The sequence below is a fragment of the Streptomyces sp. URMC 124 genome (assembly GCF_051386455.1).
Taxonomy (GTDB): Bacteria; Actinomycetota; Actinomycetes; order Streptomycetales; family Streptomycetaceae; genus Streptomyces.
This window is the reverse complement of sequence record NZ_JBPQTS010000137.1, coordinates 1-20,506: the sequence shown is the minus strand read 5'-3', so window position 1 is coordinate 20,506 and position 20,506 is coordinate 1. Positions and strand designations below refer to the sequence as shown.

The 20,506-nt window shown below is 74.0% G+C and carries 17 protein-coding genes and 2 pseudogenes; 16 read left to right on the top strand and 3 right to left on the bottom strand.

What is annotated here, in order from left to right; translation table 11 throughout:
- Positions 1-25 precede the first annotated feature (25 nt).
- Positions 26-853, top strand: a complete 828-nt coding sequence (locus ACSNOG_RS24800) for a geranyl diphosphate 2-C-methyltransferase (RefSeq protein ID WP_436754923.1) — start codon at positions 26-28, stop codon at positions 851-853.
- 16 nt (positions 854-869) lie between these two features.
- On the opposite strand, the gene ACSNOG_RS24795 is transcribed toward ACSNOG_RS24800, so the two are convergent.
- Positions 870-1,625 carry a nucleotidyltransferase domain-containing protein gene (locus tag ACSNOG_RS24795; protein ID WP_436754921.1) on the bottom strand — a complete coding sequence of 252 codons (756 nt, stop codon included), beginning with the start codon at positions 1,623-1,625 and terminating at the stop codon, positions 870-872.
- Between the two features lie 125 nt (positions 1,626-1,750).
- On the bottom strand, positions 1,751-2,269 hold the full coding sequence (locus ACSNOG_RS24790; protein WP_436754922.1) for an NAD(P)H-dependent oxidoreductase: 519 nt from the start codon (positions 2,267-2,269) through the stop codon (positions 1,751-1,753).
- On the opposite strand from ACSNOG_RS24790, the pseudogene ACSNOG_RS24785 reads away from it, so the two are divergent.
- Both ACSNOG_RS24785 and ACSNOG_RS24780 read left to right on the top strand, forming a co-directional pair.
- Positions 2,270-3,054, top strand: a pseudogene (locus tag ACSNOG_RS24785) (helix-turn-helix transcriptional regulator).
- A 29-nt stretch (positions 3,055-3,083) separates the two neighbouring features.
- A complete protein-coding gene (locus ACSNOG_RS24780; RefSeq protein WP_436754920.1) occupies positions 3,084-3,467 on the top strand; it encodes a hypothetical protein in 384 nt (127 codons plus the stop codon).
- A gap of 197 nt (positions 3,468-3,664) precedes the next feature.
- Here the strand turns inward: ACSNOG_RS24780 and ACSNOG_RS24775 are convergent, their stop codons facing one another.
- Positions 3,665-4,672, bottom strand: a complete 1,008-nt coding sequence (locus ACSNOG_RS24775) for a hypothetical protein (RefSeq protein ID WP_436754919.1) — start codon at positions 4,670-4,672, stop codon at positions 3,665-3,667.
- Between the two features lie 144 nt (positions 4,673-4,816).
- On the opposite strand from ACSNOG_RS24775, the gene ACSNOG_RS24770 reads away from it, so the two are divergent.
- The 13 genes and pseudogenes from ACSNOG_RS24770 to ACSNOG_RS24710 all read left to right on the top strand — a co-directional run.
- Complete coding sequence (locus tag ACSNOG_RS24770) at positions 4,817-5,557, top strand: RNA polymerase sigma factor (RefSeq protein WP_436754918.1); 741 nt, start codon at positions 4,817-4,819, stop codon at positions 5,555-5,557.
- Entirely contained in the window at positions 5,554-6,723 is a 1,170-nt protein-coding gene (locus tag ACSNOG_RS24765; protein ID WP_436754917.1) for a CU044_5270 family protein, read from the top strand. Before ACSNOG_RS24770 ends, ACSNOG_RS24765 begins: the two co-directional genes overlap by 4 nt.
- A 461-nt stretch (positions 6,724-7,184) precedes the next feature.
- Entirely contained in the window at positions 7,185-8,528 is a 1,344-nt protein-coding gene (locus ACSNOG_RS24760) for a Vgb family protein (RefSeq protein ID WP_436754916.1), read from the top strand.
- 141 nt (positions 8,529-8,669) lie between these two features.
- Entirely contained in the window at positions 8,670-10,202 is a 1,533-nt protein-coding gene (locus ACSNOG_RS24755) for a hypothetical protein (protein ID WP_436754915.1), read from the top strand.
- A gap of 160 nt (positions 10,203-10,362) precedes the next feature.
- A complete protein-coding gene (locus tag ACSNOG_RS24750) occupies positions 10,363-10,773 on the top strand; it encodes a hypothetical protein (RefSeq protein WP_436754914.1) in 411 nt (136 codons plus the stop codon).
- Positions 10,770-10,937 (top strand): DUF6760 family protein, encoded by a 168-nt coding sequence (locus ACSNOG_RS24745; RefSeq protein WP_436754913.1) that lies wholly within the window; start codon positions 10,770-10,772, stop codon positions 10,935-10,937. Before ACSNOG_RS24750 ends, ACSNOG_RS24745 begins: the two co-directional genes overlap by 4 nt.
- A gap of 2,348 nt (positions 10,938-13,285) precedes the next feature.
- Entirely contained in the window at positions 13,286-13,717 is a 432-nt protein-coding gene (locus ACSNOG_RS24740; RefSeq protein WP_436754912.1) for a phage tail protein, read from the top strand.
- A 95-nt stretch (positions 13,718-13,812) separates the two neighbouring features.
- The gene (locus tag ACSNOG_RS24735; RefSeq protein WP_436754911.1) at positions 13,813-14,574 is read left to right on the top strand and encodes a CIS tube protein; all 762 of its coding nucleotides are present in this window, start codon (positions 13,813-13,815) and stop codon (positions 14,572-14,574) included.
- Positions 14,571-16,367 (top strand): VgrG-related protein, encoded by a 1,797-nt coding sequence (locus tag ACSNOG_RS24730; protein WP_436754910.1) that lies wholly within the window; start codon positions 14,571-14,573, stop codon positions 16,365-16,367. The genes ACSNOG_RS24735 and ACSNOG_RS24730 overlap by 4 nt, the downstream gene beginning before the upstream one ends.
- An 88-nt stretch (positions 16,368-16,455) precedes the next feature.
- Positions 16,456-16,857: a GPW/gp25 family protein gene (locus ACSNOG_RS24725; protein WP_436754909.1), complete on the top strand. Its 402-nt coding sequence runs from the start codon at positions 16,456-16,458 to the stop codon at positions 16,855-16,857.
- A 3-nt stretch (positions 16,858-16,860) separates the two neighbouring features.
- Positions 16,861-19,191, top strand: a complete 2,331-nt coding sequence (locus tag ACSNOG_RS24720) for a hypothetical protein (RefSeq protein ID WP_436754908.1) — start codon at positions 16,861-16,863, stop codon at positions 19,189-19,191.
- 47 nt (positions 19,192-19,238) lie between these two features.
- Positions 19,239-19,856 carry a phage tail protein gene (locus ACSNOG_RS24715; protein WP_436754907.1) on the top strand — a complete coding sequence of 206 codons (618 nt, stop codon included), beginning with the start codon at positions 19,239-19,241 and terminating at the stop codon, positions 19,854-19,856.
- Positions 19,853-20,506: pseudogene (locus ACSNOG_RS24710) on the top strand (hypothetical protein); the annotation flags it as partial. The gene ACSNOG_RS24715 and the pseudogene ACSNOG_RS24710, both read left to right, overlap by 4 nt.

Here is a 20,506-nt window from a genome sequence, read left to right as displayed (position 1 = left end):
CGCCCCCACCCCCTCCGTCGGCGTCCTGCGCACGGCGTACCAGAAGTCCGTAGCGGAGTACTGGAACAAGGAGGAGGACCCCGTCAACCTGCGCCTGGGCGACGTCGACGGCCTCTACCACCACCACTACGGGCTCGGCGACTACGACCCCTCCGTCCTGGAGGGCCCGCAGGAGACCCGGGACGAGCGCATCATCGCGGAACTGCACCGCCTGGAGTCGGCCCAGGCCGACGTCCTCCTCGACCACCTGGGACCCATCGCCCCCGACCAGCGCGTCCTCGACGCCGGCTGCGGCCGCGGAGGCACCAGCATCATGGCCAACGCCCGCTTCGGCTGCCGGGCCGACGGCGTGTCCATCTCCCAGAAGCAGGTCGACTTCGCCAACGACCAGGCGCGCAAGCGCGGCGTGGACGACAAGGTCCGCTACCACTTCGCCAACATGCTGGACACCGGCCTGCCCACCGGCGCCTTCCAGGGCATCTGGAACAACGAGTCCACCATGTACGTGGACCTGTTCGAGCTCTTCGCCGAGCACGCCCGCCAGCTGGCCTACGGCGGCCGCTACGTCACCATCACGGGCTGCTCCAACGACGTCACGGGCCTGCGCTCCAAGGCCGTCAGCCGCATCGACGAGCACTACACGTGCAACATCCACCCCCGCAGCGCCTACTTCAAGGCCATGGCCGCCAACGGCCTCGTGCCCATCAACGTCGTCGACCTCACGGCCGCGACCATCCCGTACTGGGAGCTGCGGGCCCGGTCCTCCCTCGCCACGGGCGTCGAGGACCCCTTCCTGACCGCGTACAAGGAGGGCAGCTTCCACTACCTCCTCATCGCCGCCGACCGCATCTGAGGCGCAGGCCGTCGTTTTACGAGAAGGGCTGCTCGAAGAGCCTCCCGGCCTCGGTGATCGCCCGGTCCAGGACGGCGGGCTCCGGCCGGAGCCCGGCCACAATCGCGTCGACGCCCCGCAGGCCGGCCCGCTGCAGGAGCCGCTTCTCGTTGGTGACCCACTCGCCGCGCGCCGCCAGCACCGCGTGCCCGGCCTGCAGGGCGGCCGTGGCCAGCGCTCCCGCGACCTCGGCGGCCTGACCGCGCGGGGCGTACGCGCCCTGGGCGTAGCCGAGCGTCAGCGCCGCCCGCTCCCGCCACACCGGCGGGGCCGCCTCGCGCAGGGCCTGCGGGTAGTCGGGGCGGGGCAAGGTGCCGCGCAGGACCCGGTTGACGGCGAGTTCGGCGACCACCAGGTAGCTGGGGATGCCGGCGAGGTGGAACATCAGCGGTTCCCAGCGGAAGCGCCCCTGCCGGGCCTCGGCGAGCTCGTGCTCGACGACGTCGAGATCCCGGTAGTGCACGTCGACGCGCCGCCCGTCGACCGTCAGCCAAGCCCCGCCATTGAACACACCCCCACCCCACGCCCCGACCTCGGAGACCTCCCCTTCCCACCCGACGGCCCGCAACTCCGCCGGCTCGAAGCCACCCCGGTAATACACGGCCAGATCCCAGTCACTCTCAGCCGTATGAGTACCTTGCGCCCGCGAGCCACCGAGCGTAACGGCACGCACAGCGCTCAGAGCCGCGAGCCGGTCCGCGACGTGCTTGAGGAAGAGATCGTCGTCGGTCATGAGGAATCCGATCGTGAGAAGCGCGAGAGGGGGATGACGAGCGGCTGCGGGCGCACCGGGCCGACGCCGGAGCGGCGAGGCTCGAACAGCGTTACGCGCATCGGTGCGCCGGGGGTGTCATCACTTCACGACGCAGACACTACCGGCGAGACGCGCGGCGCGTGCAAGGCGTGCGGGGCGGGCGCGGATTCTTGGCAGCTGCCGGGTGAGACGTGGAGGTCGAGGCCGGTGGTGCCCGGGCGCTCCACGTTCGGGAGGAGGCGCATGTCGTAGTCGCCGCCGGTGAGCGTTCGGTAGGGGACCGGGGCGGCCGCGAAGAGGGTGTCGAGGCGGCGTGCGTAAGCGCGCTTTGCCGCCTCGAAACGCTCCTCCGGCAGATCGTTCGCGTCGTATATCGCGAACGGGGGCATGGAGAACCACCACAGCGGGAACCGCAGGATCACCGCGTCCGACCAGCGCACCTGCTCCTGCTCGGCCGCCACGTCGGCGGTCGGCCGGCCCGCCGGCGTGGCCCGCTCGGAGGCGGCCATCACGTGGAGCCGCTGCCCGCCGCCGTCGTCCGGGAAGCCGTCCGCGTCGACGGTGGCCTTCCACTTCATCGCGCAGAGGTCCGACACCCGCACCTCGTGTCCTGCCGTACGCAGATGCTCGGCCGCGAAGGCGGCCAGGGAGGTGGTGAGCGAGCGGGGGGCGGGGTGGCCGGCGCCGCCCAGCGGGCGCTCGGCGGCTTTCTGCGCGCCCGCAGGGGGCGGGTCGCGCCGGAGCAGGTCGGGCTCGCGGGCGGCCCGCGGCGGCGGGTGGGCGGGCTGCGGCGCGAGGAGCCGGCCCGGCTCGCCGGCATCAGCGTGGACTACTACGTACGCCTGGAGCAGGGCCGCGCCACCCAGCCGTCCGCGGAGGTGCTCGACGCGCTCGCGGGGGCGCTGGGCCTCGACGCGGCGGAGCGCAAGCACTTGGACACGCTCGCCGGTGCACGGCGCGACCCCGCGCCGGAGGCCGAGGTCAGCCCCCTCCTGCAGCGGGTCCTGGATTCCCTGGACGGCTTCCCGGCGTTCGTGACGAACCACCGCATGGACGTGGTGGCCTGGAACGCCCTGGGCCGTCGGTCAGCTGCGGGTCGCTGCGGGGCGCTACCCCCGGCGATGCGCAACTCGCCGCCCTCATCGGCGAACTGTCCGCGCACAGCGCCGACTTCCGGCGGATCTGGTCCACCGGCGAGGTCGTGATGTGCGCGGCGGGCCGCAAGCGGCTGCGCCATCCCGTGGCCGGCCTGCTCACCTTGGACTTCGAGACGCTGCACGTCCCGGCGGCGCCGGGTGAGACGGGGCTGGTGGTGCACGTGTTCAGCGCCGAGCCGGGCAGCGAGGAGGCGTCGGCACCGGCCCGGTTGGCGGCCTCGGTCATGGTGGAAGCGTCCCTTCCGGCCTGACGAGTGGCCTCCCCGACCAGCGTGACAGCATGGGGAAACCCGCCATCGTCCCCGACGAGGATCCGGCACGGGAGCCGACGGTGTGCTTCGACCCGCGCGAGGGACACGTGGACGTCCCGTACGAGGTCATGCGCTGGTTCATGGACCAGGTCGAGGAAGAGATCCGCACCTCCCGTGCCTGGATGCGGCTGAGGCCCGAACTCGTCGAGATCATCTACCAGCTCCGTCAGGAACACATGGGCGTCATCGACGATGACGCCTTTCCTCATGTCCTGGCCGAGATTCGCACCTCGATCCCCGATGCGGACCTTCCCGCCGTTCTGGAGGCCGCCTTCGGGCGGAATCCGGACGGCACGACCGTGGACCACCCGCAGTCAGCCCAGCCCATGGACGGTCAAGGAGGCAGGGTCTAGTGCGCTTTCCCGCCCCGTCACCGGGTGGTCACGGTAGTACCGGACCCCATCGGCCCCGCTCCAGGCGCGGTTGCGGGTGCTGCGAGGCGGGCAACCTCCGGCTCCAGTCGTTGCCGGGGTCCAGCAGGTCTTCCACGTGACCGGTCGTGCGCCGATCTGCCAAGACCCACTGACAACGACCCCGGCATCGCTGTGGGTCACCGCGTGCCGTGGGTCTCCGTGACGGCCCGGGTGGGGGCGGGGCCGGAGGCGGCGCCGTCGAAGGTGCGGACGGTCGTGCTCCCGGCGCGTACGGGGATGCCGTCGGCGCTGTAGCGCTTCGCCGGCGCACCGGGCGCCGTGGGGGACCAGTAGGTGACGTCCCACGTGCCGCGTTCGGGCGTCACGAAGTACGTGGCGGTGCCGGGGACCGTCAGGCGTGCGGCGAGGCCGACGGCCGGTCCGGCGCTCGGCTGCAGCTCGACGGTCGCGGACCCGTCGGTGCCCGGCCGGTCACCACCGCGGACCTGCAGGGTGGCGAGGTCCTTCGCGGAGGGGTGCCGGGTGAGCCCGGTCAGGGCGCGGGACCCGGTGGAGACGTAACCGAGCGCGTAGTCACCGGACTTGGCCGACCAGTACGCGTCGTACCACTGCTTCACCGAGCCGGGTTCGGCGTCCGGGCCCAGGTGGGCGACGCGCAGGTTCGGCGCGGAGACCATCCGGTTGACGAGGCGGGTGGCGCCGCCGTGCTTGACCTCGGTGACCATCATGCCGTGCAGGAACGCCGCGGAGCGGTCGGGCGGCCGTACGTCGACGGGGGCCGTGGTCCGCGCGTCGACGGTGACGGTGGTGTTGCGGTCGAGATCGAGGCGCGGCCGGACGATCCAGTCCGTGCCGTCGGCGGCCTTGCCGGTGGTCAGGTAGCTGTCCAGCAGGTAGCGCCCCTTGGGCAGGCGCACGGTGGTCGTGCCGGAAGCGTCGTGCGGATGGACGGACTCGCCGGCGCCCGGGCCCGAGATGCCCGTGACGGTGGTGTCGAAGGACCCGGTCGAGCTGCCGGCGCGGTCGAGGTGACGGATCGTGAGACTGTACGTCTCCGGCGCTGCGGCGAAGGCCGCGGCGCCCGGGGCCATCGCGTCCCAGACGGGTGCCGCGCAGCCGGCCAGGGCGACGGCGACGGTCAGGGCCCGGAGGACGCTCCGGCGGGGTACGGAAGAAGTGTTCATGATCTGCACTGCACCGCAGGGCGCCCGGGTTCCTGTGGCCTGCATCACATCGGCGGTGGGCTGCGAGGGGCCCGTGCGGGCCTTGTGGCGCACGTCACCGGAACCCGCGCGCCTGCCGTGGCAGAGCAGAACGTGGAATCACTGATGAGGAACCGCTTCCGCCGCGGCGACCGCGACGCCTTGGCGGAGCTGTACGACGCGCACGCCCAAGTGCTGTACCGCTACGCCCTGCGGGTGACGGGCGACTGGGCGGAGGCCGAGGACGTCGTCTCGGCGACCTTCCTGGAGGCGTGGCGCGGCCGGGAGGGCGTACGCCCCGACGGGGACAGCCTGCGCCCCTGGCTCCTGGGGATCGCCACCAACATCATGCGCCGCAACGCCCGCGCACGCCGCCGCCGCGACATCGCGCTCGCCCGCGTCCCGGAACGCGGCTCGATTCCCGACTTCGCCGACGACCTCGTCACGCACCTCGCGGACGCCGAGCAACTGCGCGCCGCCCACGCCGCGCTCGCCCGCCTGCGCCGCCGCGACCGGGAGGTCTTCACCCTCGTGGTGTGGGCCGGCCTGGACTACGCGGCCGCGGCCGAGGCGCTCGGCGTGCCTGTCGGCACCGTCCGGTCGCGGCTGTCCCGCGCCCGCACCCGGCTGCGCGAACTCGCCGACGCCGAAGCCCGGGGCGCCGCGCGCTCGCGCGCCGCGCGGGCCCGAGCCGGACGGCGGGGCGCGACGTCCGGCGAGGAGGCCTGCGCGGCCGCTCCCGCCGGGCTGCCACCGGGCACGGCAACCGGCAAACCGCCGCTCGACGAGCCCCGGTCCGACAAGCCTGCACCGGCCGCCCGCATCCCCGTGGCCCGGCCGCCCCTGACCCAGGAGAACCACGGATGAACACCACCCCGCGGCGCCGTCCGCTCCACGGGTCCGACGAGTCCGACCGCCTCGGCCTCACCGGCCTGCTGCCCCCGCCGCCGGTCCCCGGCCTGGACCCCGACCGCGCCCTACGGCTGAAGGAAGCACTGCTGCGCGAGGCCGGTGCCGACGCACCGCGTGCCGGCCTGGCCCGCCGGGCCTCGCGTCGGCGTCCGCCCCGGCGCCTGGTCGTCCGGGTCATGGCCCCGGCGGTCGCCTGCGCGCTGGCGGTCGGCGGCGTCGTAGCGGTGAACCTTACGGACACGCCCGGGCACGGTGCCCCCGCCGTTCCGGGTGACGACAACGCCGCCCGCGCGCCCGAAGCGGCACGACTCCTCGACCGCATCGCCCTCGCCGCCGCCGGAGCGAAGCACCCCACGGTCCGCGCCGATCAGTTCGTGTACGTCGAGAGCAAGGTCGCCTACGCCGCGCAGAGTGCCGGGGGAGGGCCCGCGACCATGGCTCCCGCGCGCACGCGGCAGGTGTGGCTGTCGGCCGACGGCAGCCGACCCGGCCTGCTGCGCGAGGCCGGCCGGCCCGACGCGCCGCTCGGGGACGCCGACGACACACCCGTCTACGCCCTCGACGGCCCGGGGGCGGTGCCCCGCCCGACCACCCTGGGCAAGGGGCCGTCGATCAGTAACCCGACCCACCAGTACGTCGCTTCCCTGCCCACCGACCCCGACGCCCTGTTGAAACTGATCCGGGAGGAGACTCGCGGGCAAGACCGAGGCCCGGGCTCCTCCCCGTCCCCGGGCTCCTCCCCGTCCCCGGCCTCGGACCCGGACCAGCGGGCGTTCGCCGCGATCGGCGACCTGCTGGCCGAGACCTGGGCGCCGCCGCAGGTCAGCGCCGCGCTCTACAAGGCCGCCGCGAAGCTCCCCGGGGTCACCGTGGTCCCCTCGGCCGTCGACGCCGCGGGACGCCAGGGCATCGCCGTCGCCCGCACGGCGCACGGGCGGCAGACGCAGTGGGTCTTCGACCGGAGCACGTACGCGTTCCTCGGCGAACGGACCGTCCTCGCCGCAGCGGGGGCCGCGGGCCCGGCCGGCACCGTCGTCGGCACCTCCGCGGTCCTCGCCAAGGCTGCGGTCGACCGGGTCGGTGAAACCCCTGACGGGCACCGTGACGAAGTGAGGGGGTGAAGGGTGAAGGGGTGAGGGGATGAGCAACAGCCCGGCGGGTTGTTTCACGTCATCAGGCCAGATTTTTAGGCATGAAAGCATTCTTCAGATAAATCTGGCCACGTCGCACCGCCGCTCGTCGTCCGGGTGGCGGGGCTCTTGACGGCGGCCCGGTGAGAGGAAGAACGGGTGCCGGATGCGGAACTCGGTATGTCGGATGTCTCCATTTGCAGGTGGAACGTGCAGCGGGCCGCCGGGCGTTCGCCACGCTGTCCGGAAGGCATAACTTCCCTTCTCCGGTGGCTGGTTCGCTCGGATGCAGGGTCAGTGCTGACGGCATAATCTCGACCGGTCTGAGTCGCCCGCGTGGGTCATCGACATCCGGCAGCCTCGTCGGCACACCTGCAACAGCCGTGGCTCTGCCCTGCGCATCCCCTTGATGAGTTCACGCATTCACCCCGAAGAACCGGACGGAGAACGCTGTGGCGGATGACATTATGGAGTACTCACTCGGGGCCAGCGCATATGCACCGCACTCGGTGTGCGTCGGCAACGCCGGCAAACTCTGGGTCACCACGAGCAACACGGGAACGACGGGCAGCGGATGCGTCGTCCGCGTCAATCCGCAGCGGCCGAGCGAGCTGAGCTACGCGAACCATTCCCACATGCCGCGGCTCTCCGCGGGGATCATGAAGGATCCGCTCGGCGGCGCCAAGGTGTGGTTCGCCGCGCCGGCGCCCCCGCAGCAGGAGGACCCGATCGCGGCGATGCTGACCTCGGCCGGCTACCCCATCACGTTCTATCCGCTGGAGGACGACGCCAAGGCGGAGAGCATCGCGCTCGAAACCACGAAGGTGGGCGGCTCGGGCACCCCGACGTACGAGTACAGCCTGCTGTTCGCCGAACCCGTGCACAAGTACGTGGGCGTCCTGCCGGTCACCCCGTCCGGCGCCGGCCAGGTCGAGAAGATGCACGTCGAGCACAACACGTGGCTCTGGGACGTGGCCGTCAGCACCGACACGGACGGGAAGACCCACACGTACTGGGTCACCGGTCAGACGAACAGCAACCCGTCCCGTACCCAGAACGGTCTGTACAAGCGCGCGCCCAGGCAGAGCACCTGGGAACACATCGCGCTGCCCGGCGGGCCGTCACAGAAGCCGTTCTACGTGAAGGTCGACACGGAGGCGGTCTGGGTGACCGCCACCAACCCGAACCAGGTGCTCCGGTACAACCTGAACACCCTCCGCTGGAAGGAGCGGAACCTCAGCGCCGTCCCGCAGCAGCTGGCCTTCGCCCCGAACGGAGAGGTCTGGGTCGCCTCCAGCGCGGGGATCCACGTCTTCGACGGCCAGATGGAGGAGGAGGGCAGCACCATCCTGCTTCCCCAGGGCGGCAGGGCCAAGGGGATCTGCGTCGGCAGCGACGGCAACGTCTGGTACACGAACCCCGACAGGAAGACCATCGGCAGGTATCCCACCGCGATCGCAGCGATGGGGGCGCCCTCCCGCCTCGGCCGGACCCAGGTGGTGTCCCACACCCGGACCGTGCTGCACGCCAAGGAGCACGCGGACGCCCCGCTGGTCGCCGAGTACGTGGCCGACGGCCGGCCGATCCCGGGCATCCCGCTCACCTGCCGCGTCGAGGCGGAAGGCGCGACCTTCGACGACAACACCCGCGAGCGGGTGATCCTGACCGACCAGCGCGGCCGCGTCTGCCTGCCCCCCGTGTACGCCGGGGACATCGAGGAGGACGCGCTCCTGAGCATCGGCCTCGGCAACACCGAGCCGCACGCCACCACGACGCTCCACATCAGGCCGGCATAACGCCTTCCCCGCGGCAGGCGGGCATCGACCGGCCCGCCTGTCCGGTCCACTTCTTTCCCCGGAGGGAGCAGCAGCATGCCGTCCGACCTGACGTCCGCGACATCCACAACATCCGCGGCATCCACGACGCCCGTGACACCCGTGAGCGACAGCGACAAGTTTCCCCTGCAAGGCCCCGCCACCGACCTGGCATGGAACGTCGAAGACCACCTTCTGTGGTTCGTGACGGGCGAAGGGGGCATCGGCTACTTCGATCCCCGCAGCCACAGCAACACCCTCTTCCCCCCGGCCACGGGCGTGGCGGGCCGGGCGGACGCCCTCCTCTCCTGGCCCGGCCACGGCGTGTGGTCGTACGTCGCGGGGGAGGGCGAATCCGCCTTCGTCCGCTGCGACCAGGACGGCAATTACCAGGTCCGGTCCGTGAGCGGCAGCTCCCGGTGCCGGGCCCTGGCGCTCGCTCAGGACGAGAACGGCGCCACCCAGTTGGTCGCCCCGCTCGCCGACCGGCACCTCCTCGCCTTCCTGGAACCAGGGGGAGCCGTCGAGACCTCCCAGGTCTACTCCGCCGCCCTGTACGGGATCGCCGTTGCGGAGCAGGACCCGACGCGGCTGTGGCTCAGCTCCCCCGACAGCCAGGCCCTGGTCGCCTACGACATGGTGACGGGCAGGTTCTCCCAGCCCATCAGCGTGGGTGCCGAGGCACAGGACCTGGCGATCAGCGCCGCGGGAGACGTCCTGTGGGTGGCCACGGCAGGAAACCGGCTCTACCGCTACGCCGTCGACGACCGCCGGTTCACACAGATCGACATTCCCTCCCCGGCCCACCGGCTCCTCGTGTCGGGCGACGGCACGCTCTGGTTCGCCAGTGCCACGGGGGACGCGATCGGCTACGTCCTGCCGGGGGAGGGCACGGCATCGGTCATCGCCACCGGCGCCCGGTCCCGCCCCTCGGGCCTCGCCCTGGCCGGGGAGGGCGACCTGTGGGTGGCCCTGCCCGGCGAGAACGCCCTGCAGCGCGTCTCCCGGCACCGGCTCGCCGTGCAGTCCGGCGACCACCAGACGGCCGAGGTGGGTCAGCGCTTCCCCGAGCCGCTCGTCGTCAAGGCGACGCTCCTGGACGGGACGCCGGTGGCCAGGCAGCGGATCGAGTTCTCGGTGCAGGCCGGCTCGGCCGTCTTCGAGAACGGCAAGCCGATCGAGATCCGTTACACCGGCACCACCGGCCCAGAGCTCGGTGTGGCGACGAGCTCCCTGCTCAAGGCGCTCAAGGAAGGCCCTTGCGTCGTCACCGCCCGCTGGACGGAAGCCGATGCCGTGGCCTCGTTCTCCCGGCTCGTCGTCACGCCGGAGCGCGGCGTCGCGGACCACGTCCGCTACGTGTCGGGGGCGGGGCAGACCGTCCCCGCGGGCAAGTCCTTCGACGAGCCGATGACGGTCGTCGTCGAGGACAAGAACGGCAACCCCGTCGAGGGCGCCGAGGTCACCTTCAAGATCCGTGGTGAGAACGTGGCCTCCTTCCCGGGCGGGAAGGACACCGCCAAGGTGAAGAGCGGGCCCGACGGCTTCGTCGAGTCGCCCGTCCTGACCGCCGGCGACAAGCCCGGAGTGTTCTCGGTGCGGGTGTGGGTGGCCAGGACCGCGGTGAGCCTGCTGCTCGACCAGACCGTCGAGTGACGACGACCGCAACACGCCGAACGCACCGCCGCGACAGCGGCTGAACGGCTCAACGGCTGAACGACATCCCGGCTCCCGCCCTCCTCCCCGGGCGGGGGCCGGGACCGACGGCCCCGCGGCCGCACGCCCGATGCACGCCCGATGGAGGAACCGCACCGCCATGCCCCAGACCGGATCGCACGACGACGGATCCCCGCTGCGCACCGTGTTCGACTTCGAACTGCCCCACGGCTACGTGGACGCCGCAGGCACCGTCCACCGCCGCGGCGCCATGCGGCTCGCCACCGCCCGGGACGAACTGTCCCCCCTGATCGACCAGCGCGTCCGGGAGAACCCCGCCTACCTCGGGGTCGTCCTCCTCAGCCTCGTCGTCACCCGCCTCGGCACGGTGACCGACATCCACGCGGGCGTCGTGGAGGGCCTCTTCGCCACGGACCTCGCCTACCTCCAGGACTTCTACCGGCGCATTAACGGCCTCGACTCCGGCCACGGCGCCGTCGCCTGCCCGTCCTGCGGCACCAGCTTCGCCGTGCCGGCCGCGGCGGCCGGTGATCGCCTGGGGGAAGCATGACGCACCCGACGCAGCGACTCCGGGAAGAGGTGGCGTACATCGCCTACCACTTCCACTGGGGGTACGCGGACCTCCTCTCCCTCACGCACGAGGAGCGGCGCGCCTGGGTGCGCGAGATCGCCGGGATCAACACCGCGCTCGCCGAGGGGCGGGGGGTGCGGTGAAGACGACGGGGCGGTGGCGCCGCCGGGCCGGAGACCGCCGCGTGGGTGAGGAAGCCGCCGCGGACCAGGCTCCGGTCGTCGCGTCCGCGACTGCTGTCCGCGAGCGTCCCCTCGGGGCGTGGCGGACGGTGGCACCGGTCGGGCTGGTGCGGCTGCCGACCCTGGAGGCCGGCGGGCACGCCGCCTTCCGGGAACACCTTGCGGCGTGGCGCCCGGCCCCGGCCGTCACCACGGCCGGCCGTCTGCTGCCGCGCGCGGTCCCGCTGTCCGGGGTGGCGGCACGGGGGCCGCTCGCGGCCTTGCCGCGGACGGACACGGGCGGGGGCGGGGGGCCGGCCGCGCCGGCTTTGCCGTACGTACCGGTGGCCGCCGTTCCGTCGCTCCCTGACGGAGCGGCAGACGAGTTCCCGGCCGGTGCGGCCCGCTCTGCCGAAGCCGCTCCGGAGGCCCTTGCCAAGACCTCACCCCGGGCGGGGTGGCGTGGCGGCCTTGGTGCGCTGAGGTCGGCGGTGGGTGCTTTGGGCGACCGGGTGAGGGGGCCGGATACGCCGGTGACACCTGTGCCGGCCGGTGCCGGGGCCGCCTCCGCGCCGGTTCGGCTGCGGGGCGAGGGCGGCGGAGACGGCCGGGGTGCGGCTACGGCGGACCCGTCCGACGACGGAGGTGGATTACGAGCTGCTGCCCATGCCGCCTTCGCGGTACGGAAAGGGGCCGCCGGTTCGGCACGGCGAGTCAGGAGCAGCCGCCGCGGCACCGCGGCGCGGGCAGTCGCGGGAGGCGCTGCACGGGCTTTTGAGCTCCACCGGCGAGCCCGCGACGGAGTCGGCACGCTCCCCGCGGGGCCGCTTCCCGGCAGCAGACGTGATGCCGGAGCGGCCTCTGCCCGTAACGGCCCCCGACCCGACCCGGGGCCTCCGGGGCCGCTGCCCTTACCCCGCTCCGGACCAGGCCCCGTCACCGCGACGGGATCCGGAGAGGGCTTCGAGGTGCGGCGGACGGGAGCGGGGGCTGCTCCCCGCGGAGACAGGGCCGGAGCATCGATCGGGGCGCCGATGGGGCCCGTTGCAGCGGGCGGCCGCGGGCCGGAGGCCGGGGGCCTCAGCAGCCTGAGCACGGGGCCGGGTGCCGGGCTTGTGCCCGGCACCCATGCCGGTGTCGGCACCCACGTCGGTGTCGGTGTCGGTCGTGACAATGGGGCCGGGGGACCCGCCGGGGCAGCATTCGTTTCACCGGCAGGACCTGTTCCCGGGGCCGGATCCGGTCCCGGCAACGGGGAGGGCGCGGGTGCACCGTCCGGCTCCCCGGCACACGGCACCGGACCGGGGTTGGGCGGTCCCCCTCGTGCCACTGCGGACGGTCTCGGGGCCGCGCCCCGGGAGAAACCCGGCGCAGGGTCCGCAGGGTCCGCTGCAGGTACCGGTACGGGTGTCGGCGGCGGTGGGCTCGGTGCAGGGGCTGCTGTCGGCTTCGGTGGCCCCGGCGGGCCGGAACCCCGCTTCGGGTGGGACGCGGGGGCCGGGGCCGGGAGCGTTCCGCTCCCGTGGAGCCCTCCCGAGGCGGAGAAGACCGCTTCTGCTCCGGGCTTCCCCTTCCCCTCCGGTGTCGCCCCGGCAGCGGCCCCCGGCCCCTCTGCACGGCTCGGCCCCGCTACCGCCCCCGGTCCGGGGCCTGACGAGGCGTCGGCGCCGGGCGCCACCGCTTCGCCCCTCGGTAACGGCACCGGCACTGCTCTCCCTGCCCGTTCCGGGCCGCAGCACGCCGTACCCGGCCCGCACCGCGGTGCGGGCGGCACCCGCCCGGCGTCCGCTGCCCGTAGCGAGGCAGACGGGCCCGTCCCTCTCAGGGGGTACGCCTGGGTGCCCCTCGAAGACGCTCCCGGGCGTGCTGCCGAGGCCCCCGGCCGGCCCGCCGGGGACGGTCGTCCACCCGGACCCGCCTCGCGGCGGCGGCTGGGCATCGGCCGCCCCCTGAGGGAAGTACCCCCTACCGCTCTGCCTCTCGCATCCTCTCCGCCGACCGCACCGCCGCTCGTCGCGACGTCACCGGAAAGCGGGCACTTCGCCCCACCGTTCACGACCGCCCCCGCAACCGCGCCCCTGGCCGGCAAGGCCGCACCCGCTCCGGCTGTTCCGGCCACCCGCGAGATCGCCCGTGAAGTCGCCCGCGCCCACGCGGACCTCCTGGCCGAGGCCGTACTCCCCGCCCTGGAGGCGTCGCCACGCGCCCGGCGGTCGCGTTCACCGGCGTACGACCAGCCCGCTCCCTACCCCTGGGGATCCGCCGATCCCCGATAGCGACCCACCGCCACGGCCACCGCCCCCGCCCCCGACCCGACGGAGACCCCGCACATGCTGGACCAGCCGTTCGCCGTCAGTTCCCACTTCCAGCTCTCCATCGGCCTCCACGCGCTGGGCTCGTTCACCTCCTGTGACGGCCTGGGCGCTGCGATGGACGTCGAGGAGCGCGTCGAGGGCGGGCTGAACGGGCACGTCTGGCACCTGCCGACCCGCTTGCGCTACACGAACGTCGTGCTCACCCGGCCGCTGTCCCAGCAGACGGTCCTCATCTGGGCCTGGCTGCAGCAGCAGGTCCGTGAGCCGGTGCGGCTGCCGGGGCAGCTCGTCGCGCTCGGCCCGGACCGGCAGCCGATCGTGCGGTGGCTGCTGGACGGCGTGCTGCCGGTGCGCTGGAGCGGGCCGACGTTCGACACGGATCAGTCGCAGCCGGCCCGGGAGACCTTGGAGATCACGCACAACGGCTTCCTCGGGATCACGGTCTGAGCGAGCCCCTGTCGGTTCCGCGTCGCCACGTCGGTTCCGCGGCGATTCCCCGTCGCGTCCCCGTCGATTCCGCCCCGTCCCTCCGAGAGGACCGCATGCTGTCCGAGCTGCTGGGAGGCGCCCCCGTACGGGCCGCCCTCGTGATCTACGACCCGCCGACGGGCACCGGCAACACGCCCGGCCCCGAACGCGGGCGCGTCCGGCTGCACTTCAACCCGGACCGCGTCCAGGTGGGCAAGCAGGCCCGCTGGGACCGCAGCAGGTCGCCGTCCAACGGGGAGGCCGCCCAGGCGCAGTTCGTGGGTGCGCAGCCGCGGACGATGTCGCTGGAGGTGTTCCTCGACGCGGGGGACTTCCGCTCCAGCGTGCAGGACCAGGTCGAGAAGCTGCTCGACTGCTGCGCCCCCACCTCCGCGAGCACCACGGCCAAGCCGGCCTCGGCGCCGTGGGTGCGGCTGGAGTGGGGCCGTTCGCGGACGACGGCGTTCCTGGCGCTGGTGACGCAGGTCGACGCGACGTACACGCGCTTCGGGCACGACGGCGTGCCGCTGCGCGCCTCCTGCAACGTCTCCCTGGAGGAGGTGGGGGGTTCGGCCCCGCGGCAGAACCCGACGTCCGGCGCGGACGGGCCGGTGGCCACGCACCTGGTGGTCGCGGGCGACACCCTCCCCGGGCTGGCCTGGCAGGCGTACGGCGACGCCACCCGCTGGCGGGCCATCGCCCGGGCCAATGCCGTCGACGATCCCTCCCGGGTGGCGCCGGGCACCCTGCTCGTGCTGCCGGTCCTGGAGGAGCGGGCCGCGTACCGGAACGAGCGCCGGGCCGCGGGGGAGCGCGCCGCGGGAGGCCCCGCGTGACGCAGCGGACGTACGCGGCGGAGCCGGTGGTCGCCTTCGGTTCCGTCCTGCAGGAGCTGTGGGCCGACCGGCTCGTGGAGGCCGTGGTCGACACCGCCGTGGGCGCACCGGCCCGGGCCCGCCTGCGCTTCCGGGACCCGGGCAACCGTCTCCTGGCGGCGGCCGGCATCAAGGTCGGTTCGCCGCTGACGGTGTCCGTGGCCGCCGCTCGCCGCCGCGCCCGCGCCGGGATCTTCGACGGGGAGGTCACCGCGCTGGAGACCGAGGTGGACAGCGACGGCACCTTCACGACCGTGGGGGCCATGGACCGGGGACACCGGCTGATGCGGGGGCGGCGCGTGGCGGCCTACGTCGACACGACCGTCGCCGAGGTCGTGCGGGCGGCCGCGGGCCGGCACGGCCTGAAGACCGGCACCATCGAGGCGGAACGCACCCGGATCGAGCACCTCGCCCAGCCGAACCTGACCGACTGGGAGCTGCTCACCCACCTGGCCGACCAGCGTGGACTGCGCCTGTCGGTGGAGGGCGGCAGCGTGCACATGACCCGCCCCGCGGCCGCGAGCGGCGCCCCCGCACCCACGACGGGAGCGGACCGCAGCCCGTACGTCCTCCAGTACGGGGTGAACCTGCTGGCGCTGCGGGCCGCCGTGTCCTCCGAGGGGCAGGTCGCCGACGTGGAAGTCCGCGGCTGGGACCCCGGGACCAAGGCGGCGCTGTCGGCCACGGCGAGCGCGGGACGCAGCGAACGGCTGAGCCTGGGCGTCACTCCCGCGCAGCTCGGCGGCGCGTTCGGCGGCGCGCCGCCGGGGCTGCTCGTCAGCGGCCGCCCCCACACCGCCGCGCAGCAGGTGGACGTCGCTGCCCGCGGGGTGGCGGAGGAGGCGGCCGCCGCGATGGCGCAGCTCTCGGCCGAGGCCGCGGGCACCCCGGAGCTGCGGGCCGGGGTGCCCATCGCGCTGGCCGGGGTGGGCGAGCCCTTCACCGGCAAGTACACGGTCACCGCCTGCCGTCACGCCTTCGACGGCGAACAGGGCTACCGCACCCACGTCCGGGTCGGCCCGCTGCCCCCGCCCGTCGTGCCCTACCCGCCGCCCCTGTGCGGGCTCGGGGTCGCGGTGGGCGTGGTGACCGACACCAAGGAGCCGGGGCAGGGGCAGCGCGGTGCCGTACGGCTGCGCCTGCCGTGGCTCTCCCAGGACTACGTGACCGACTGGGTCCGTACCGTCCAGTGGGGCGGCACCGGCGGCGGGGGCGTGTTCGCGCCGGAGGCCGGGGACGAGGTCCTCGTCGGCTTCGAACACGGGCGCCTGGACCGCCCGTACGTCATCGGCGGCCTCTACAACGGCGTCGACGCACCCACCGACCACGGCCTGCCGCTCGTGGACGCCGGCACCGGTCGCGCCAACCGCCGGTCGCTGGCCTCCCGCACCGGGGACCGCCTCGAACTGCTCAGCACCACCGACGGGCCCCAGGGCGTCCGGCTCCTGACCGGCGACGGCAAGCTCACCACCCACCTCGACCGGAAGGACACCACGATCGCTTTCGCGGCGGGGGAGGGCGAGAAGACCGTACGCGTCTCGCTCGACGGGCGCGGCGACGGCACCCTCACCATCGACGCGGGAGAGGCGGGCAGCGTGGTCGTCACGGCCGGCACCGTCACCGTCAAGGCGGCCGGCAGCGGCGGGGGAGCGCTGCGGCTGGAAGGCGCCACCGTCACCGTCGAGAGCGAGGGAGCGCTCACGCTCAACGGCAAGAGCACGACCATCACGGGCGACACCGTGGACATCAACTGACGCCCCCGTCGGCCCCCGTGGCCCCTGAACAGGGTGGGGGCCGACGGTGCCGGTGGGGGCCGGTGGACCTTCCAGGAGAGGACGGACCGTGGACATCATCGGCGCGGGGTGGGCCTTCCCCGCCGTCATCACCGGCACGGGCCGGGTCGGCCTCGCGCGCGGCAGCGACGACGTGGAGCAGGCCGTCCGCATCATCCTGTCGACCGCGCCCGGCGAGCGGCCCATGCGCCCGGAATTCGGCTGCGGCATCCACCGGCTCGTCTTCGACTCGCTCGACGCCACCACCGTCGCCCGCGCCGACGTGGAGGTGCGCGGCGCCCTGGACCGGTGGGAGCCGCGCATCGAGGTCGACGACCTCCTCTTCAGCACGGACTCCGAGGACACCGGCGTGCTCTACATCGACGTCCGCTACCACCTGCGGGCCACCAACGAACCCCGCAACCTCGTCTTCCCCTTCTACACCCTGCCCGGCGAATCCCCGGATGAGTGACCCATGCCCATGTCCCTGCCCACCCCGGCGGACCCCGCGGACCCGGCGGACCCGGTGCATCCGGCGGATCCGGCGGATCCGTCGGGGGTTCCCGTCCCCGACCTCGACGACCTGCGCTTCCAGCCGCTCGTCGACGCCGCCAAGCGCGCCCTGCCCGAACGCGTACCGGAGTGGACCGACCACAACGTGTCCGACCCCGGCATCACCCTGATCGAAGCCTGCGCCGAGCGCGCCGACCAGCTCTCCTACCGCCTCGACCGGATGACGGGCCGGCAGCGATCCGCCCTGCTCCGGCTGATGGGAATCACGCCGCTGCCCGCCTCTCCCGCCCGCGTCGTCGTCGCGTTCTCCCGCGGCGGCGCTCTTCCCTCCCTCGTGATCCCGGCGGGCACGCAGGCCCGGACCGGCGACGGCGAGGACGCCGTCGTCCTGCTCACCACCGCTCCGCTGACCCTCGCGGACGGGCAGCCCTCCGGGTGCGTGGAGGCCGTCGAACAGCCCGTCGCGTACCACGAGATGCTGGGTGTCGCCGACGGCGCCCCGGGCGGACGATTCGCCACGTCGCAGCGCCCCTGGAGGCCCGGGGCACCCGTCACGGACCCGCCGTTCGGGCCGCCGGTCACCGTCCGCGTGGAGCGCGTGGAATGGACGTCCGTGGCGACGTTCGCCGAGGCCGGACCGGACACCCCGGCCCACTGGTGGGACGACGCCGCGTGCGAAGTCGTCTTCGGGCCGCTGGTCCCGGCGGAGAGCGGCAGCGTGCAGCACGGGGCCGTGCCACCGCCCGGAGCCACGATCAGCGCCGCCTACACCGCCTACCGGGGCGGCAAGGGCGGTGTCCCCGCCGGTACGCCTCTCACCGTCGCGTCACCGGCCGGGCTGACCGTCGCCGTCCGCACCGTGCTCGCGCCCGCACAGGACGCGGAGGACTGGCAGCAGGCACTGGAGCGGGCCGGGCTCGGCCTGGCCCCGCTGCGGCGCGCGGTCACCGCGGCCGACCACGAGCAGCTGATCGAGGAGCACGTCGACGGCCTGGCCCGGGTGCGGGTGACGGCGATGACGCGGCCCACCGACTCCCGCGTCCCGAAGGCGTTCGGTGTACCGGAACGCCCGGCCGAGGTGCTGGCCTGCGCCGTCGCCGCCCGGAACCCGAGCAGGGCGGTGCACTACTACGACGACAACGGCACCATCACAGCCCGCTCGCTGCCGCTGGGGATGCCGGACACGGATGGCGGCGGCACGAGCGCGCCCACCCCCAGCGGCGAGCCCGACGATATGGCCGAGGACGTGCCCGACGACGTGCCCGACGAGGTCCGGCGGGCCAAGTGCCTGAATGCCGTCATCCGCGTCGGTGAACAGCCGCCGGTGCTCCCGGTGGAACAGCACCCGAGGCTCTGGTTCTACGGGCGCCACTGCCTGTGGGACGGCGGGAGCGGGCCGCGCGAGATCCGGGAGGAGTTCCCCGGCCTGCCGGACGCCTTCTGCGCCGACCTCGACGAGGTGGCCGTGCTGGCCGGCCCCGAGACGTCCGACCCCGAGACGTCCGACCCGGAGACGTCCGACGCCTACGAACTGTTCTTCTTCAAGGGCGAGATCTTCTATCACCGGGCCTACACCGTCGTCCCCGGCGGCCGGGGGTTCCTGCCCAGGCCGGAGAGCAGGGGCGTGACGTCGCGCATCTCGGAGGCGTTCCCCGGGCTCTCCCCGCAGTGCCAGGACACCCCGGACGCGGTGGCCGTCGTCAACGGCGTCTTCTTCTTCATGAAGGGGACGCGGACCGAACCCGCCCTCTGGCGCCCCGAGGACGCCCTCCTGCACGTCCTCCTCGTGCCCCGCACGGACACCGACCCCGAACGAAAGCCGGCCGCCGGGGAGTTCGACATCCCGCCGGACGTCCTCACGCGGGTGAAGTCCGTCGTCGACGCCTCACGGCTGCTCGGCGAGCGCCTCGGCGCGGGCCCTCCCCGCTACCACTCCTTCGGCGTCACCGCCACGGTCCGGCCCTGGAGCAGCACGGAGGAGGACGAGGCGCGGGCCCGGCAGGCCGCCGAACGGGCTCTGCGCCGCTTCTTCCACCCCACGGCCGGGGGGCCGGACGGGCGGGGCTGGCCGTGGGGCCGCCGCGTCCACGCGGGCGACGTTTTCACCGCGCTGGAACCGCTCCCGGAGCTCCGCGGCACACTCGCCGTCGGCCTGACCCTGCCCCCGGTCCACGAGGGCGTGGACGGCGACGGCGACGGCGGGGGCCGGGCCGTGACGTCCGTGGAGGTCTCCGACGGCGGCCTCGTCCTGCTCGACGGCGTGGACATCACCGTCGCCCGCCCCGAGGACTGACCACAGGTCCGGCGCCGGTCGCCGGCCTACCGGAGAGGACGCCCGTCATGGATCCGCATCCCGAACGCCTCGCCGCACGGCCCCTCGCCCTGCCGTCCGTCTACTCCGGCGACACGGTCGTGGAAGCCTTCGCCGCCGCGATCGGCGAGGCCCTGGCCCCGACGGAGGAGCGGATCGAGAGCCTTGACGCGGTCCTCGACCCGTGGCGCGCGCCTCCCGCCTTCCTGGACTGGCTGATCCGCATCACCGGCGCCCGGGTCGAGCCCGGGTGGAGCGAGAACCAGCGCCGCAAGGCCGTCGACCTGGCGCCCCGGCTGGCGGCACACCGCGGCACCCCGTACGGACTGCTGCTGGAGGCGAAAGAGCTCCACGGCTGGGACCGCCTCGTCGTCGACGATCCGGGCGGCGTCTTCACCGACGGCGACCGGCCTCCTCGGGCGGGCCGCATGCTCACCGTCACCCTCACCGCGGGGCGCGACGAGGACCGCCCGGCCCTCGAACACCGGCTCACCCGCCTGGTGCGCGCGCACTGCCCCGCGCACCTGCCGTTCAAGGTCGCGGTCATCAGCGACCAGGGCGCCCGCCGGGAGGCGCGGCGCTCCGAGGGCGCCGGGCCTGCCGCGTCCGCCCCCGCCACCCCTGACGAGAGGCCGCAGCAGGGATGAGTCTGCCGACACCCGAGTACGACGGGCGCACCCGCGACCAGCTCGTCGCCGCCGCCGTGGCCACCGCCGCCGACGCCATCCGCCGCAAGGCCGGCGTGTGGAGCGGGCAGGACCGCACGGACCCCGGCCGGGGCCTCATCGAGACGTGCACCGACATGCTCGTGGCCCTGCGCGACCGGATCAACCTGGCCCCCGACCAGCGCCGCCTGCAGGTCCTGAGCATGCTGGGCGTCCAGCCGTACCAGCCGTCGCCCGCGCAGACCGAGGTCGTCTTCCGGCTCGCGGCACCGCCGCCCGAACCGGTCGTCGTCCCCGCCGGACTGGAGGTGGCCACGCGGCCGGTGGGCGACGAGGAGCCGGTCGTCTTCAGCACCCTGACCGAGGCCGTGCTCAACCCCTGCGTCCTCGTCGCCGCCGGCAGCTTCCGGGAGCGGCGCACCGGCAGCGGGGCCCTGGAGGGCACGCTGACCGGACTGGGCCCCGACGCGGGAAAGCCCGTCGATCCCGTCGCCCCCGCGTACGCCGGGCCGCCGCTCCACCTCAACCTGCCCTATCTGGAGGACTTCCCGGCCCCGGGGGACGCCGCGGACGGCCTCGGTTTCCGTCCCGCCTCCGCGCCCGCCGGCCGCGTGGCCACCTCCAGTCCGGCG